This is a genomic window from Vreelandella sedimenti (assembly GCF_013416325.1).
In the GTDB taxonomy this organism is placed as follows: Bacteria; Pseudomonadota; Gammaproteobacteria; order Pseudomonadales; family Halomonadaceae; genus Vreelandella; species Vreelandella sedimenti.
Map to the genome: position 1 here is coordinate 164,099 of NZ_JACCGK010000003.1, position 16,775 is coordinate 180,873.

The following is a 16,775-nucleotide window of genomic DNA, read 5'->3' on the forward strand; positions in this document are numbered from 1 at the left end:
TGATATGACCGCTACCGCACCGCGTATACAGGTACTCGACCCGCGGTTGGCCAACCAGATTGCCGCCGGTGAGGTGGTTGAGCGCCCCTCATCGGTCACCAAAGAGCTGATAGAGAACGCTATCGATGCTGGCAGCCAGCGTATCGAAGTAGAGATCGAGCAAGGGGGCGCGCGGCTGATCAAGGTGCGCGATGACGGGATTGGCATTGGCGAAGAGGATTTGCCGCTGGCCCTGGCCCGCCATGCCACCAGTAAGATTGGCAGCCTGGAAGACTTAGAGGGCGTTAGCTCGTTAGGCTTTCGCGGCGAAGCGCTGGCATCGATCAGCTCCGTCTCACGGCTGGAGCTAATCTCCAATGCCGAAGACGACCCCCGCCATGGCTGGCGGGTGGTTGCGGAAGGTCGGGGCATGGAAGCACGGGTGACACCTGCGCCACACCCCCGTGGTACCAGCGTCGGCGTGCGCGATCTGTTTTTTAATACCCCCGCCCGGCGCAAGTTTCTGCGCACAGAAAAGACCGAATTTGCCCATGTAGAAGAGGCATTTCGCCGTCAGGCGCTATCCCGCTACGACATCGCTTGGGTACTGCGCCATAACCAAAAAGTCATACACCAGTTGCCCGCCGGTCACTCTGCGGCGGCCCGGGAGCGGCGTATTGCCTCGCTGCTGGGCAAGAATTTTATCGAGCACGCCCGCTATATCGAGCGCGAAGCGGGCGGTATACGGCTAAGCGGCTGGGTGGGCCTGCCTACTCACTCACGCTCCCAGGCTGACCAGCAGTACTTTTTTGTCAATGGGCGCGTGGTGCGTGATCGTTTGGTCGCCCACGCGGTGCGTCAGGCCTATCGTGATGTGCTGTTTAACGGCCGTCATCCGGTCTTTGTGCTCTATCTGGAGCTTGATCCAGACGTTGTGGACGTCAATGTCCACCCCACCAAGCATGAAGTGCGCTTTCGTGATGGTCGTATGGTTCACGATTTTCTCTATTCGAGCCTCCACCACTCCCTGGCGTCAGCTAAACCCGCCGAGAGCTCAGAGGAGCGTGATGCCGAGGTGGCTGATACGTCAGGCGCATCGTCACAGGGCGAAGCGTCAGAAGTGGGCGCCGAACAGCCCCGCTGGCAGCAGCAGGGGATGGCCCTGACCCACTCGCCGGATCGCCACCCCGGTGCTGAGCGCGTGCGTCGCTTTATGCAGGGTTATCAGGCGCTGCACCCCAATCACGAAGAAACGCTGTTAACGCCTCAGCCGAGCCCTCCCAGTGAGCGAGTTAGTGAGGTGCGTGAAGCGCCCCTGGTGATGCCTGATGACGACCCCACTGCGCCACCACCACTAGGGTTTGCGCTAGGGCAGTTGCACGGCATTTATATTCTGGCCCAGAACGCTGAGGGATTGGTGCTGGTGGATATGCATGCCGCCCATGAGCGAATCGTCTATGAGCGCATGAAGACACAACTGGCCGGCGCCAAAGGGTTGGATGCGCAGCCGCTGCTAGTGCCCGTCTCCATTGCCGCTAGCCGGGCCGAAGTGGCCACGGCAGAGAGCGAGCAAGAGGCAATTGCCAAGCTGGGTATTGAGCTGGATATCGCCGGGCCAGAGACGCTGCTGGTACGCCAATTACCTGCGTTACTTGCCCAGGCTGATCCTGAGGCGCTGGTGCGTCAGATGTTGGAAGAGCTGTCGCGCTATGGGCGTACCCATCAAGTCGAGGCTAGGGTGCATGAACTACTCTCTACTATGGCCTGCCATGGCAGCGTGCGTGCCAACCGTCGGCTTACTATTGACGAGATGAATGCGCTACTGCGCGACATGGAGCGCACCGAGCGCAGCGACCAATGTAATCACGGTCGTCCCACCTGGACGCAGATGGGGCTCAAAGCGCTTGATCGGCTCTTCTTGCGCGGCCAATAAATGCTTGAACAACAGCTGCGCGATCAGTAATCACCATTTTCTTAGCTAATGGAACCGCGCATGGCTGATACCCGCCCCTGGGCGATTTTTTTAATGGGCCCCACGGCCGCCGGGAAAACCGATGCTGCGATGGCGCTACACGAGCGCCTAGGGCATGAGCTGATTAGCGTTGACTCGGCCATGGTGTATCGCGGTATGGATATTGGCAGTGCCAAACCCAGCGCGGCGGAGCTTGCCCGAGCGCCTCACCATTTGATCGACATTCGCGATCCTGCGGAGCCCTACTCAGCGGCCGATTTTCGTGTAGATGCGCTTTCGCTTATGCGACAAATCAGCGCGGCGGGCAAAGTTCCACTGCTGGTCGGCGGTACCATGCTTTACTACAAGCGGCTGGTTGAAGGGGTGGCAAACTTGCCTTCTGCCGACCCGGCTATTCGCCAACGGCTTGAAGCACAGTGGCAAAACGAAGGACTATTGTCGCTACATCAACGCCTGGCAGAGGTGGATGTGCTATCCGCCCAGCGCATTCACCCCAATGACCCGCAGCGCGTCATGCGCGCGCTGGAGGTGTACTACGCCAGTGGGCGGCCAATGAGTGAGCTGTGGGCAGAGCAGCAGCCGGAAACCTTTCCCTGGCGCGTGTTGTCGATAGCTTTAGCGCCCAGTGATCGCAGCTTGCTGCATCAACGCATTGCCCTGCGTTTCGAAGTAATGTTGGGTGAGGGCTTGATAAATGAAGTCGCCGCCCTCAAAAAGCGTAATGACTTACATTTAGGCCTACCGGCGATGAAGAGTGTTGGTTATCGCCAAGTGTGGGAGTACCTGGAAGGTGAGTATGACTATGCCTCCCTCGTTGAGCGAGGCGTGATCGCAACTCGTCAGCTAGCCAAGCGACAATTAACCTGGTTAAGAAGCTGGCCAGAACTTAACTGGGTGGATTCACAGCGCTCAGATGCGCTGGATCAGGTGTTGAAACTCGTGCGTGCCAGCGGTGCTTAGCGTAAGATAGTTCGCTAAGCTGGTAATTTAGGTAGTGTGTTTTCGATTGGCTGGGTGTTTGAGCCTTTCGAATATCACTAGGCTCTTCGGGCATCATTCGGCCTTCCGGGCAGTAATAAAATAGTGCGGCGTAGCACCAGTAGGGCACGCCATTTGATAATTAACCCCAACGACAGTTTTAGGGAGAGCAACATGTCCAAAGGGCAGTCCCTTCAAGACCCGTACTTGAACATTCTGCGCAAGGAGCGCATTCCGGTCTCTATCTTTTTGGTCAACGGCATTAAGCTGCAGGGCCAGATCGAATCGTTTGACCAGTTTGTTATCCTGCTGCGCAATACCGTCAGTCAGATGGTTTATAAACACGCTATTTCCACGGTTGTTCCATCTCGCAACGTACGCTTGCCTGCGCAAGACCCGGCAGAGCAGGATGCGGAGATTTAACACCGCTGGAGAAGCAAGAGAGTCCACGAGGTATTGATTGTTTTTCGAACGCCCAGACGCCGGTGAAACGGCAGTTCTTGTTCACGTCGATTTTCATGATGAACAAAAACGTGAAGACCCGGGTGAGTTTTTAGAGCTCGTACGCTCTGCTGGTGCAGAGCCTGCGACTCTACTCACTGCTAGCCGCCACCGACCTGACTCGCGCACCTTTATTGGGTCAGGTAAGTTGGAAGAGCTGCGGGCACTGCTCGCGGCTCATGAGGCAGAGCTGGTGATCTTCAACCATAGCTTAAGTCCCTCTCAAGAGCGCAATGTAGAGCAAGAGCTCAAGTGCCGAGTGCTTGACCGTACTGGTTTGATCCTCGATATCTTTGCGCAACGGGCAAGAACCCATGAAGGTAAGCTGCAGGTAGAGCTTGCTCAGCTTGAATATATGTCGACTCGCCTCGTGCGCGGTTGGACACACCTAGAGCGGCAAAAAGGTGGGATTGGCCTGCGCGGCCCAGGCGAGACGCAGTTAGAAACAGACCGTCGTCTGTTGCGTGGTCGGATCAAATCGATTCACAAACGGCTCGATAAAGTACGCAGCCAACGCGACCAGAATCGCCGTGCGCGTGCTCGTGCGGAAATTCATAGCGTATCGCTGGTGGGATACACCAACGCCGGCAAGTCAACGCTATTTAACGCCTTAACCAATTCTGAGGTGTATGCAGCCGACCAACTGTTTGCGACACTTGACCCCACTTTGCGGCGGCTTGAGATTGAAGACGTAGGCCCGGTAGTGATGGCCGATACCGTGGGCTTTATTCGCCACTTGCCGCACAAGTTGGTTGAGGCGTTTCAAGCAACGCTCCAGGAAGCCTCTGAAGCGTCGTTGCTGGTACACGTAATCGATGCCGCAGACCCTGACCGCGAGTTAAACGTGGAGCAGGTGGAGCTAGTGCTCAAAGAGATCGGTGCCGATGATGTACCGGTACTCAAAGTCATGAATAAAATTGATAAGCTCGATAGTGCACCGCGTATAGAGCGTGATGGGCATGGTGTGCCCGAAGTGGTTTGGCTTTCGGCCCAGCAGGGCCAGGGGCTTGAGCTGCTCCATGAGGCGCTGACCGAGCGCTTGGCAAATGATGTCATTGGCTTTTCGCTGACACTGACTCCCGAGCAGGGTAAGCTGCGGGCAGGGTTGCACGAGCTTAATGCCGTTCGCGAGGAAGCCTTTGATGAGCAGGGGCATTCAGTGCTTGATGTGCGTTTGCCGCGGCGTGACTTTAATCAGTTGATGGCCCAACTGGGCGAGCGAGCCAACACCTATTTACCTGAAGCGCTGCGTGAAACCGATGAGTGGTAAGCGACTTAATTACCCATCCTAGTACGCTGCATGTATGCAGTTTTGTATAAAAATGGTACAAGGTTTATAGAGCAATAATATCAAAACGCGGTGGTGCCGCCTAAGTGTGATGCCACTAGCGTTAGCGAATACCTTAGTGGAGACGAAGTATGGCCTGGAATGAGCCTGGTGGTGGCAACCAGCACGACCCTTGGAGTAGTGGCGGCCGACGCGGTGGAAACGACGGCGATGGAAACCGTGGAAGTAATAATGGCGGCAACGGCAATAAAGGGGGTAACAACCAAGGTCCACCTGACCTGGATGAAGCGCTGAAAAAGTTTCAGGACAAGCTCAACAGCATGTTGGGTGGCGGCAAAAAAGGCGGCGGCAAGAAAACCGGTGGTGGCGGTAGTGATAAGAACCGCAACCCTTTCGCGCTGCCAGGTCTGCTGATTATTGTTGCGCTGGCTATTTGGGCTGCAATGGGCTTCTACCTCGTGGATCAATCCGAGCGTGGCGTTGTGCTGCGGTTTGGTGAGTTTCAGGGCATCGTAGATCCAGGCCTGCAGTGGAATCCGCCGCTGATTGATGATGTGCGTATGGTCAATGTGACCCGTGTACGCTCTCTGTCGCAGACCCAGTCGATGCTGACCCGCGATGAAAACATTGTCGAAGTGGAAATTTCTGCTCAGTACCAAGTGGCTAATCCACGTGATTTCGTACTTAACGTTCGTGATCCTGCTATTTCGATCGAGAATGCGTTGGATTCGGCATTACGTCACGTTGTCGGCGGTACTGATATGATCGATATCCTTACCTCAGGTCGTGAGATTCTGGGTAGCTCGGTCGCTAGTCGTTTGCAGTCCTATCTCGACAACTATGGTGCCGGTATTCGCTTACAGACCATTAACATTGAGTCCACTTCGGCGCCCGCGCCAGTGATTGACGCCTTCGATGACGTTATTCGTGCTCGTGAAGATCGCCAGCGTACGATTAACCAAGGTATTGCCTATGCCAACGCGATTATTCCTGAAGCGCAAGGTCAGGCACAGCGTATTGTTGAGCAAGGCCAGGGTTACCGTGAATCGGTAGTTGCTGAAGCGCAAGGTCAAGCCAACCGCTTTAACTCGCTATTGACCGAGTACAGCAATGCACCGGACATCATGCGCGAACGTATGTACCTAGACACGATGGAAGAAGTGTTCGGTAAAACGCCGAAGGTGCTATTGGATGTAAGCGAAAACGCGCCGCTGATGTATCTGCCCCTCGATCAGCTTAGCGGTGGGAGCAGTAATCGAAATAACTCTTCGAGCGGAAGCGCCAATAGCGATGAACAGCTAGACCCGAGTGTGCTTGAGCGATTACGCAACACCCAGGGCAGTTCCAGCTCTGCATCGAATACCAATAGTAGCTCCATCCGCAGGGAGGGCCGGTAAATGATTAATAATCGATCCCTGCTGATTGTTGGTGGTCTGGCTGCCGTGGCGTGGCTGGCGAGTAATACTCTCTACGTAGTAGATGAAACCGAACGCGCCGTTAAGCTGCGGTTTGGTGAAGTTATCGAAGAGAATATTCAGCCTGGCCTGCACGCCAAAGTGCCGATCGCACAAACGATCCGTAAGTTTGATACGCGCTTGCTGACGCTGGACACTGATACCAGCCGTTACCTGACGCTAGAGCAGAAAGCGGTTATCGTCGACTCCTATGTTAAATGGCAGGTGGTTAATCCAACGCGCTATTACGAGGCGACGGCCGGTGATGAGTTGATGGCTATCCGCCTGATTCAACCGCGAGTGGATGAGAGCTTGCGTAATGAATTTGGCCGCTTGAACCTTCAGGAAATTATTGCCGAGCGGCGTGATGATCTGATGGTCGGTCCTACCGAAGAGCTTGATTCACTAATGCGTGAAGAGCTTGGGGTAGCTATTCGCGATATTCGTATCAAGCGCATCGATTTGCCCGAAGACGTATCAGCCGCTGTTTTTGAGCGGATGCGCTCGGAGCGTGAGCGTGAAGCCCGTGAATGGCGTGCTCAGGGTCAGGAAGAGGCTGAGCGTATTCGCGCCAATGCGGATCGTCGTCGTCAAGTACTGCTTGCCCAGGCCAATGAGCGCTCCGAGACGCTGCGCGGTGAAGGCGATGCCCAAGCCGCGGCGATCTTCTCTGAAGCGTATGGTCAGGATCAGGAGTTCTTCTCTTTCTGGCGTAGCCTTAATGCCTATAGCGAAAGCTTTGCCGACGATGGCAATCTGATGGTGCTGGAGCCGAGTAGCGATTTCTTCCGCTATTTGCGCAGCGCTGAACCAGAAAGCGGAGAAGACAACGGCGAGTAAAACGCCGTCGGCCGGTGCTCCTCGTCTTGGTTTGTTGATAGCCAAGCGGGGTTCACCCGGCCAATAAACGTGATAGAATTTATTGACCGGGCGTCGCCCGGTTTTTTTGTGGCTCCTATTTCTTCAAGTTCAAGGCAATCGTCATGACCATCGCTGACCGCTGGCTACTGCCCGACGGCATGGATGAGGTGCTCCCGCCTCAGGCAAGCCGTATGGAAGAGCTGCGCCGCGCGCTGCTCGATCTTTACCACTGCTGGGGCTACGACCAAGTTATGCCGCCCCCAGTGGAGTTTCTGGATTCGCTGTTAACCGGCACCGGTACGGATCTGGATCTTCAGACCTTCAAACTGACTGATCAGTTGACCGGCCGTATGATGGGTGCCTCGGCGGACGTTACGCCGCAAGTTGCGCGTATGGATGCCCATTCGCTAAAGCGTCAGGGGCCGGTGCGCCTTTGCTACTGCACTAATGTACTGCGTGCTAAGGCAGACCAGCATCAGGGAGGGCGTAGCCCGGTACAGGTGGGCGCTGAGCTGTTTGGTCATGCTGGGCTAGAAGCGGACAGTGAGATAATTCACTTGGCGCTGGCCAGTATGAAGGCTGCAGGCGCTGAGGAAATTCACTTGGCGTTGGGGCATATCGGTATCTATCGAAGCCTTGCCGAAGCGGCAGCGCTCAGCGACGATCAGGAGCGTGATTTATTTGAGGCGTTAGCGCTAAAATCCCCCAGTCAACTGGCGCAGCATGTAGATGCCAGCGTCAGCGACCCGGCCTTAGCGGACATGCTGTTAGCTCTGGGTGATCTGCACGGCGGTGCGGATATTTTACGTCAGGCGCGGGAGCGTTTTGCCGGCGCGCCGGCCTCGGTCACGGCGGCACTGGATCAGTTGGATGCGCTCTATCAAGGGGTGCTGGCACGCTTTGATGTGTCGCTCTACTTTGACTTGGCGGAACTGCGCGGCTATCAATACCACACGGGTATGATGTTTGCCGCTTATGTGCCGGGCTACGGACATGCGCTGGCTAAAGGCGGACGTTATGACGATACCGGGCGGGCTTTTGGTCGTGCGCGCCCGGCCACCGGCTTCTCGATGGATCTGAAACAGCTGGCGTCGCTGGCGCTGGCCTCTCCGAGTCGCGGGGCTATTTGGTCGCCCGCTGTGCAGGATGAGTCGCTCAACGCTGCCATTGTCGCGCTGCGTGAGCAGGGGGAACGCGTGATTCAAGCGCTGCCAGGGCAGCGTACTGGGCCGGCGGAGCATGAGTGTGACCGCCGTCTCGAGCTTATCGATGGTCGTTGGCAGCCAACGACCCTGACACAAGAGACGAGTGCATCATAATGGGTAAGAATGTCGTAGTGCTGGGCACCCAATGGGGTGACGAAGGCAAGGGTAAAATCGTTGACCTGCTGACTGAATCCGCATCCGCCGTGGTGCGTTTTCAAGGTGGCCATAACGCGGGTCATACGCTGGTCATCGACGGTGAAAAGACCGTTCTCCACCTGATTCCATCCGGCGTTTTGCGTCCAGGCAAAACCTGTGTGATTGGTAATGGTGTGGTGCTTTCGCCGGAAGCGCTGATCAAAGAGATCCGTGAGCTGGAAGCCAAAGGTGTGCCGGTACGCGAACGCCTGCGTCTGTCACCAGCTTGTCCGCTAATCCTGCCTTACCATGTGCGCCTGGATCAGGCCCGTGAAAAAGCCCGTGGCATTGCCAAAATTGGCACCACTGGCCGGGGCATTGGTCCCGCCTACGAAGACAAAGTCGCCCGTCGCGGCCTGCGCTTAGGCGATATGCTGCATCGCGAACGTTTTGCTTCCAAGTTGGGCGAAGTGCTCGACTACCACAACTTCGTGTTGGTGAATTACCACGGCGAACCAGCGGTCGACTTCCAGGAAGTGCTGGACACGGCGATGCAGATGGCCGAAGAACTACGCCCCATGGTTTGCGATACCGTCAGTATGGTGCATGACCTGCGAAAAGCCGGTGAGAATATCCTGTTCGAAGGGGCTCAGGGCTCTCTGTTGGATATCGACCACGGTACCTACCCCTATGTAACCAGCTCCAACACCACCGCAGGCGGCACGGCCACCGGCTCTGGCGTCGGCCCGCTCTATTTGGACTACGTGCTGGGTATCACCAAGGCGTATACCACCCGTGTTGGTTCAGGCCCGTTCCCCACTGAGCTGTTCGATGTCGATGGCCGCCACCTTGCCGAGCGTGGCCACGAGTTTGGTGCTACTACTGGCCGTGCCCGCCGCTGTGGCTGGTTTGACGCCGTGGCACTGCGTCACGCGGTGCAGATCAACTCGGTCTCGGGGATCTGCCTGACCAAGCTGGACGTACTGGATGGGCTGGAAAATATCCGAGTCTGCGTTGGTTATCGCAGCAAAGATGGTGATGTGCTGGAGACGCCAGTGGATTCAGAAGGCTATGAGGCGGTTGAGCCCCTCTACGAAGACCTGCCAGGCTGGAAAGAGTCGACTCTAGGCGCTAAAAAGGTAGAGGATTTACCTGCCAATGCCCGCGCTTATATCAGCTACCTTGAAGAGCAGGTAGGCACCAGTATCGATATTATCTCCACCGGTCCAGACCGCATGGAAACCATCGTGCTGCGTAACCCGTTCGATAGCTAAGCACGGTTTAAGCGGGTCATTAGTGAGCAGATGAGCAAAAGGGGCAACTTAGTTGCTCCTTTTGCATTGGTGGTATTGATGGTTAGAATTAAAAATCGATCCCCCGACGCGCCTGCAGGCCATTGTTGAAGGCATGACGCACTTCCTGCATTTCAGTCACCGTATCGGCCATGGCGACGAGTTCGCGGTGAGCGTTGCGGCCGGTAATAATGACTGTCTGTTCTGTAGGGCGATTCTCCAGTGCTTGTTTAACGGCTTCGATCTCCAGGTAGCCAAACTTGAGCATATAGGTAATTTCGTCGAGCACCACCAGATAGGTCTCTGGATCCGCGAGCATACGCTCAGCCTCTTTCCACACTGTTTGGCAGGCGTCGGTGTCCGCTTGGCGATTTTGCGTATCCCAGGTGAAACCGGTAGCCATTATCGCCACCTTTAGATTGGCATCCTCCTCCAATCGATTGCGTTCGCCGCACTCCCACAGTCCCTTGATAAACTGCACCACGCCCACTTTATAGCCATAACCCAAAGCGCGGGTAACCGTACCCCAGGCAGCGGTTGTTTTGCCTTTACCGTTACCGGTGTTAACAATGATTAGGCCGCGCTGCTCGTTAGCACTGGCTACTTTCTCCTCTACGCGCGCTTTAAGCTTCTCCATAGAGGCTTTGTGGCGGGTGTCGCGGTCACTCATGGTATCTCCTGGGTAAAAAAGAGTAGGCTGAACAATCGTCAATTTTATAAACCGCTAGCCTAAGCTATCCGCAGTGGGTTGAACATCACTATGGATTTACTTAAAGACAATTTTTGTACAAATATTTCTAAGCTGTTGTGAATATTTGTCTTAATAATGCACCTTAAAATCCAACAATAAAGAAGAGAATTGGCCCCTAGGGGTCTGGCTGCTCTAGAATAGGTGGTCATGTCTTGTCAGGAATTACATCATGCCCTCATTTGATATTGTCTCAGAGTTCGATAAACACGAAGGCGCTAACGCCGTTGACCAAGCCAACCGAGAAGTGCAGTCGCGGTTCGATTTTAAGGGGGTCGATGCCAGCTTCACCCTTGAAGGCGACAAAGTGCAGCTTGAGGCGGAAGTCGATTTCCAGCTCAAGCAGATGCTCGATGTGCTGCGCGCCCGCTTAATCGCCCGGGGTATCGATGCCCGCTGTATGGATGTTCAAGACCCGGTGCTCTCCGGCGTGAAAGCACGCCAGGAAGTCGCTCTCAAGGAGGGGCTCGACGCGGCGGAAGCCAAAGATGTGGTCAAGCGCATCAAGGCCAGCAAGCTTAAAGTGCAGGCGCAAATTCAGGGTGAGAAAGTGCGTGTGACGGGTAAAAAGCGCGACGATTTACAAGCTGTTATGGCGCTGTTGCGCGGTGAAGAGGGGCCGGATTTGCCGCTCCAGTTCGATAACTTCCGCGACTAGGTAGCGGTGTTAAGCTGTCGAACATTTTGAACTATGTAATATTCGTTTTATACAGGAGTCACGCACTATGTCTGATCCGCAGCCGGTTTATTTAAGCGACTACCAGCCACCCGCCTACCGGGTAACTCATACCGAGCTGACGTTTGATCTTGACCCCGCCGCGACCCGTGTGAAAGCGCGACTGTTGATTGAGCGACATCCAGAAGCTGACGCTAATGCACCGCTCGTCTTAAATGGCGAGCACCTAAAGCTTATCTCCCTGGCGATTGATGCAACGCCGCTGGATGCCGCTGCTTATGAACTAGATGATGAAGTCCTGCGCATTGCTCAGGTGCCCGAGCGTTTTGTCTTGGAGAGCGAGGTGGAGATCGCCCCGCGGGAGAATACGGCGTTAGAAGGGCTGTACCAATCCAACGGTATGTACTGCACCCAGTGCGAAGCCGAAGGCTTTCGGCGGATTACCTTTTACCCTGACCGTCCGGACGTCATGGCGACCTTTAAGGTCACCGTGATCGGCGATCAGCAGCAAGAGCCGATCTTGCTGGCTAACGGTAACCCGATTGAGCGTGGCGAGCTGGAGAGCGGTCGTCACTTTGTTACTTGGGAAGACCCGCACCCCAAGCCCTGTTACCTGTTTGCTTTGGTGGCAGGCAACCTGCATAGCGTAGAAGATCACTTCACCACCATGAGCGGGAGGGATGTCACGCTGCAAATTTGGGTAGAAAAAGAGAACCTGGATAAGACCAAGCATGCCATGGCCTCGTTAAAGCGTGCCATGGAGTGGGACGAGAAGGCGTATGGACGCGAATACGACCTGGATCTGTTTATGATCGTGGCCGTCAATGACTTCAATATGGGAGCGATGGAGAACAAAGGCCTCAATATCTTTAATTCCGCCGCAGTCTTGACCCACCCACAGACCGCCACCGATGCAGCGTTCCAAAACGTGGAAGGCATAGTTGCCCACGAATACTTCCACAACTGGTCGGGCAATCGCGTTACCTGCCGCGACTGGTTCCAGCTCTCGCTGAAAGAGGGCTTTACGGTCTTTCGTGACCAGTGCTTTTCGGCGGATACCAACTCTGCGCCGGTTAAGCGCATTCAGGATGTTTCCTTTTTCCGCACGGCCCAGTTTGCCGAAGATGCTGGCCCCACGGCTCATCCGATTCGTCCCGACCACTTTATCGAAATTACCAACTTCTATACCCTGACGATTTATGAGAAAGGGGCCGAAGTCGTACGCATGTTGCGTAATTTAGTGGGGGGGGAGAGCTTTCGTCGCGGTTCAGACCTTTACTTCGAGCGGTTCGACGGTCAAGCGGTGACCATTGAAGACTTTGTCGGCTGTATGGCTGAAGCCTCCGGTGAAGACTTCAGCCAGTTTATGCACTGGTATTCCCAGGCGGGAACGCCGGATATTGATGCCCACGGTGAGTATGATTATGTTCAGGGCGAGTACCACTTAACGCTGCGTCAGCGTACGCCTGCAACTCCCGGCCAGCCAGATAAGCTGCCGTTGCATATCCCGGTGCGTATGGGGCTGGTAGGTACCAAGTCGGGGCAGGATCTCACCCTGACGCTCAATGGCGAAAAGCTCGGCAAAGACGCGGTTATTCATCTACGTGACGATGAGCAGACGTTCATATTCACCGATGTTGCTGAAGCGCCGGTGCCCTCTTTACTACGCGAATTTTCTGCCCCGGTGAAGCTGCATTACCCCTATTCAAGGGAAGATCTCGCCTTCTTGCTGACCCACGACAGCGATGGTTTCAACCGCTGGGATGCGGGTCAGCGCCTGGCACTTTTGGCCTTGGATGACCTGATTGCTGCTCACCGGAATGGCGTCGAAAAGGTTATGGATAGCCGCGTGGTCGATGCCTTTAGAGCGCTGCTCGGTGGGCCAATGAGCGATAAGGCAGTATTGGCTGAGATGCTGACACTACCCTCTGAAGCGTATATCGCCGAGCAGCAACCCATTGTGGATGTTGATGCCATTCACGCGGCGCGTGAATTTGTCCGCCAGTCGTTGGCGGTTGCCCTGCGCGATGAGTTTTTGGCTATCTATGAGGCCAATGTGGCCGAAGAGCCATACGCGCCGACACCCGAGCAAATAGCTCAGCGTAGCCTGAAAAACGTGGCGCTCTCTTATCTCATGTCGATTGAAGATGAGCAGGGCTTGGCGCTGTGTGAAGCCCAATTTGCTGCCGACCACAATATGACCGATGTGCGTCAGGCGCTCACCCTGCTGGTGCACAGCGACCGCGACGACCTGGCCTCGCCAGCACTCAAAGCCTTCGGTGAGAAGTGGGCGCATGACCCGCTGGTGATGGATCAGTGGTTCACCGTCCAGGTATCTCGCCCTCAGCCAGATGTGCTTGAGCGGGTGAAGTACCTGATGCAGCATCCCGCCTTTTCACTCAAGAATCCCAATCGAGTCCGTGCGTTGGTCGGCGCCTTTGCTCAAAACCGGGTCAATTTTCACCGTTTGGATGGTCAAGGCTACCAACTGCTGGCTGATGTAGTCATCGAGCTCAACCGGCTTAACCCGGAAATTGCCGCGCGGCTAATCACCCCATTAACCCGCTGGCAGCGCTTTGATGAAACCCGCCAAGCACTAATGCGGTCTGAGCTTGAACGGATTAAGCAACAGCCGCTATCTTCAAATGTATACGAGGTGGTCGAGAAAGCACTGGCATAAGCTTTTGGCGCAGTAGTGAACAACCGCAGTTAAACCATGGAAAGGAATAACAATAGTGACAGACTCACAGCAACACTATTTACTGATTATCAATGGTAAATCCGCCGGTAATCCGGCATTGCGTGAAGCAGTCAATGAACAACGTCAGGCAGGGATGCTGATTACGGTTCGCGCTACCTGGGAAGGTGGCGACGCTGCGGATATTGCAGAGCAGTCTGATGCCATGGGCATAACCCACGTGATTGCTTGTGGCGGCGATGGCACTGTCAGCGAAGTCATGAACGGGCTGATGCGCTTGCCTCATGATCGGCGTCCTGTATTAGGCATTGTGCCATTAGGTAGTGCCAATGATTTTGCAACCTCCGTTGGTTTACCGCTGGAGCCAGGCGCCGCTTTGTCCACTGCACGGGAGTTAAACGCCTATCCCATTGATGTTGTGCGCGTGACCGCAGGCGCAGGTGGCGAATCGTCCACCAGCTACTATATCAACATGACCACCGGTGGGTTTGGCGCTGAAGTTACCTCGTCGACACCGAAAACGCTTAAGCGGCTGCTCGGGGGTGGGGCTTACTCAGTGATGGGCGCGCTGAAGGCTTGGCGTCACCGCAGCTATCGCGGCACACTCCATTGGGATGAAAAAGAGGAGAGTGCGTCTTTGTTGCTACTGGCGCTAGGTAATGGCCGCCAGTCGGGTGGTGGGCAGGTGCTGGGGCCGCGTGCCAAGCTGGATGATGGCCGACTGGACGTGCTGCTGGTCAAAGACTTTCGGTCGGTAACGGAACTGACCAAGCTCATTAGCGAGCTGCAGAGTTTCCCCTATGACGGTCGATTCGTGCGCTACTTCACCACGACCCAACTGACCGTGACCACCCAGGCAAATGGTTCGCCCTGGCCACTCACGTTAGACGGCGAGGCGCGTTACTATGACCAGTTCTGCGCGGAAGTAGTGCCCCTCGCTCTGCGTGTGTTACTGCCTGAGGAGTGCCCATTGCTCTCCTCGACCAGCCGGCCTTAGTTTTTTGGCTCAGATTGTTAACGTTATGAAGGAGACAAATTAAATGGCAAATCGCGTGTGGATACCCGCGCTCGCCGCCGTGGCACTTCTGCTGAGTGCCTGCGGTGACTCCCAGGAAGATCCCACCGTGACACCCGATGATAATGCTGCGGTGACGGATGAAGAAACGGCTCGCGATGAGGGGGCGGGCGAAGAATCGTCGGCCACGGCTGAAGACGCGACTGAGATGTCCAGTCCCGAAGAAGTAGAGGATGATATTGAGGAGCGCCAAGCCGCTGAGGAGCTTGAACGAGCGGAAGCGCTGCGCGAGGATAGCGACACTCAGGCTAGTGACCCCCAGTCCAGCGGTACTCAGTCCAGTGGCAGTGCGACGGCTGGCGGTGAAGAGGTTGAGGCTGGAGAAGACACCCTGGCGGCGGATCCTGAAGAGGTGCTCAATGAAGAGAGCGCTATGCCGGGTGAAGCTACACGTTCCGATGTAGATGACATCATTGCCGAAACTGAACGCCGTTTTGAAGAGGCCGAGCAGCGTTTGGAGGAGCAGTTTCAAGAGGTAGAGCAGCAGGCGCCGACCTTGGAGCCGATGGAGAACGAGGATGTGCCGCCTAGCTGGGACACCGAAAGCAGTCTGCCCGAGCGCACACCCTTGCAAGATGATAGCGATGTAACCGATGTTGACGCCTTGATTGAAGACACCGAGCGTCGCTTTGAAGAAGCGCAGCAACGGCTTGAGGAGCAATTCCAAGAGCTGGAGAATCGTGAGGCGGAGAGTGGTGCTGTGGTCGAGCCGTCAGGCGAGCTTGATAGCAATGACTTTGACAGCAATGACTCCGATAGCGCTGAAGATAGCCAGGAAACCGGTGCTAATGGGGAGTCGCGGAGTGAGGAAGGATCGCTTGAGTGATTGTCGTTAGGCAATAAAAAAGGCCCGCGTTTGCGGGCCTTTGTCCATCCGTTAGCAATTAAGCTGGGCGGATGTTGGAAGCCTGAAGGCCTTTTTTACCCTGAGTCACTTCAAAGCTGACTTTTTGACCGTCTTGCAGGGTCTTGAAGCCTTCAGCTTGAATTTCGGAGAAGTGGGCGAACAGATCGTCTCCGCCGTCATCAGGAGAGATGAAGCCGAAGCCTTTAGTGTCGTTGAACCACTTAACAGTGCCAGTTGCCATTTTCTATTTCCTTAACGTGCTTAGTAATCACGGGCAACTCTATTGTCCACCCGCTACAATTACTCTAGATGTAAACACGGCTGTCGTCCAGCGACATTCCTAAGATTTTTTATTTGGTTGCGAGCAAGCACAAATGATGCAGTTAGGTTTTATTGATGCGCAGTTTATTTCCTTTTTGGTAGCGATCACGTTGCTGACGATAAGCCCCGGTGTCGATACGCTGCTAGTGATACGTAACACGGCACGCGGAGGCATCCGTGATGGTATTACCACGAGTTTGGCTATCTGCTGCGGTCTGTTTGTACATGCCACGATTTCTGCATTGGGTATTTCGCTTATCCTGCTGCAATCGGCCTGGGCGTTTCATATGCTGAAACTGGTGGGGGCGGGCTATCTAATATGGCTAGGCATTACCAGCTTATTAGCGGCGCGGAAAGGCCAGCCACTGCCGGTTAATGGAATGTTAGAAGGCGTGCCTGCCGTTTCTCGCTGGCAGCCGGTCAAAGAGGGGTTTTTGTCCAATGTGTTGAATCCCAAAACCGTGGTGTTCTACATGGCCTTTTTGCCCCAGTTCATTGCTCCTGGGGACCCTGCGCTACTGAAGTCGCTATGGCTGGCGGGGGTGCACTTTATCATCGCCAATATTTGGCAAATCAGCGTGGTCATGATGGTGGGAAGCGCCGGCAAATGGTTGGCTAACGCACGCTTTGCACAAGTACTTAATGCCGCTACGGGCAGTGTATTGGTGGTGTTTGGTATTCGGCTGGCATTAACACAACGCCCGGCATAATAAACCGGGCGCTGGTAATGTGGTAGGTAGAGAAG

Annotated in this window: 15 protein-coding genes; 13 read left to right on the forward strand and 2 right to left on the reverse strand. The window is 55.3% G+C overall.

The window, feature by feature from the left end:
- Positions 1-4 precede the first annotated feature (4 nt).
- The 8 genes from mutL (at position 5) to HZU72_RS04320 (ending at position 9,647) form a co-directional block, all read left to right on the forward strand.
- The gene (gene mutL, locus HZU72_RS04285; RefSeq protein ID WP_180090800.1) at positions 5-1,912 is read left to right on the forward strand and encodes a DNA mismatch repair endonuclease MutL; all 1,908 of its coding nucleotides are present in this window, start codon (positions 5-7) and stop codon (positions 1,910-1,912) included.
- 60 nt (positions 1,913-1,972) lie between these two features.
- On the forward strand, positions 1,973-2,911 hold the full coding sequence (gene miaA / locus HZU72_RS04290) for a tRNA (adenosine(37)-N6)-dimethylallyltransferase MiaA (protein ID WP_180090693.1): 939 nt from the start codon (positions 1,973-1,975) through the stop codon (positions 2,909-2,911).
- 192 nt (positions 2,912-3,103) lie between these two features.
- Positions 3,104-3,352 carry an RNA chaperone Hfq gene (gene hfq / locus HZU72_RS04295; RefSeq protein ID WP_007114649.1) on the forward strand — a complete coding sequence of 83 codons (249 nt, stop codon included), beginning with the start codon at positions 3,104-3,106 and terminating at the stop codon, positions 3,350-3,352.
- 37 nt (positions 3,353-3,389) lie between these two features.
- The gene (gene hflX, locus HZU72_RS04300) at positions 3,390-4,700 is read left to right on the forward strand and encodes a ribosome rescue GTPase HflX (RefSeq protein ID WP_071692781.1); all 1,311 of its coding nucleotides are present in this window, start codon (positions 3,390-3,392) and stop codon (positions 4,698-4,700) included.
- A 149-nt stretch (positions 4,701-4,849) separates the two neighbouring features.
- Entirely contained in the window at positions 4,850-6,115 is a 1,266-nt protein-coding gene (gene hflK / locus HZU72_RS04305; RefSeq protein ID WP_180090694.1) for an FtsH protease activity modulator HflK, read from the forward strand.
- Positions 6,116-7,012: a protease modulator HflC gene (gene hflC / locus HZU72_RS04310; protein WP_180090695.1), complete on the forward strand. Its 897-nt coding sequence runs from the start codon at positions 6,116-6,118 to the stop codon at positions 7,010-7,012.
- A 143-nt stretch (positions 7,013-7,155) separates the two neighbouring features.
- Positions 7,156-8,352 (forward strand): ATP phosphoribosyltransferase regulatory subunit, encoded by a 1,197-nt coding sequence (locus tag HZU72_RS04315; protein WP_180090696.1) that lies wholly within the window; start codon positions 7,156-7,158, stop codon positions 8,350-8,352.
- Positions 8,352-9,647, forward strand: a complete 1,296-nt coding sequence (locus HZU72_RS04320; protein ID WP_133730418.1) for an adenylosuccinate synthase — start codon at positions 8,352-8,354, stop codon at positions 9,645-9,647. The genes HZU72_RS04315 and HZU72_RS04320 overlap by 1 nt, the downstream gene beginning before the upstream one ends.
- Before the next feature lie 88 nt (positions 9,648-9,735).
- On the opposite strand, the gene cobO is transcribed toward HZU72_RS04320, so the two are convergent.
- The gene (gene cobO / locus HZU72_RS04325) at positions 9,736-10,335 is read right to left on the reverse strand and encodes a cob(I)yrinic acid a,c-diamide adenosyltransferase (protein WP_180090697.1); all 600 of its coding nucleotides are present in this window, start codon (positions 10,333-10,335) and stop codon (positions 9,736-9,738) included.
- A gap of 250 nt (positions 10,336-10,585) precedes the next feature.
- On the opposite strand from cobO, the gene HZU72_RS04330 reads away from it, so the two are divergent.
- The 4 genes from HZU72_RS04330 to HZU72_RS04345 all read left to right on the forward strand — a co-directional run bounded on the left by HZU72_RS04330 (position 10,586) and on the right by HZU72_RS04345 (position 15,688).
- On the forward strand, positions 10,586-11,071 hold the full coding sequence (locus tag HZU72_RS04330; protein ID WP_007114656.1) for a YajQ family cyclic di-GMP-binding protein: 486 nt from the start codon (positions 10,586-10,588) through the stop codon (positions 11,069-11,071).
- Positions 11,072-11,138: 67 nt separating this feature from the next.
- On the forward strand, positions 11,139-13,769 hold the full coding sequence (gene pepN, locus HZU72_RS04335) for an aminopeptidase N (protein WP_180090698.1): 2,631 nt from the start codon (positions 11,139-11,141) through the stop codon (positions 13,767-13,769).
- 55 nt (positions 13,770-13,824) lie between these two features.
- Complete coding sequence (gene yegS / locus HZU72_RS04340) at positions 13,825-14,784, forward strand: lipid kinase YegS (protein ID WP_180090699.1); 960 nt, start codon at positions 13,825-13,827, stop codon at positions 14,782-14,784.
- Between the two features lie 43 nt (positions 14,785-14,827).
- Positions 14,828-15,688 carry a hypothetical protein gene (locus HZU72_RS04345; RefSeq protein ID WP_180090700.1) on the forward strand — a complete coding sequence of 287 codons (861 nt, stop codon included), beginning with the start codon at positions 14,828-14,830 and terminating at the stop codon, positions 15,686-15,688.
- Positions 15,689-15,746: 58 nt separating this feature from the next.
- Here HZU72_RS04345 and HZU72_RS04350 read toward each other — a convergent pair whose 3' ends face one another.
- Positions 15,747-15,950, reverse strand: a complete 204-nt coding sequence (locus tag HZU72_RS04350) for a cold-shock protein (protein WP_007114660.1) — start codon at positions 15,948-15,950, stop codon at positions 15,747-15,749.
- A gap of 133 nt (positions 15,951-16,083) precedes the next feature.
- Between HZU72_RS04350 and HZU72_RS04355 the strand changes: the two genes are divergently transcribed.
- Positions 16,084-16,740, forward strand: a complete 657-nt coding sequence (locus HZU72_RS04355; RefSeq protein ID WP_180090701.1) for a LysE family translocator — start codon at positions 16,084-16,086, stop codon at positions 16,738-16,740.
- The last annotated feature ends 35 nt before the right edge of the window (positions 16,741-16,775 follow it).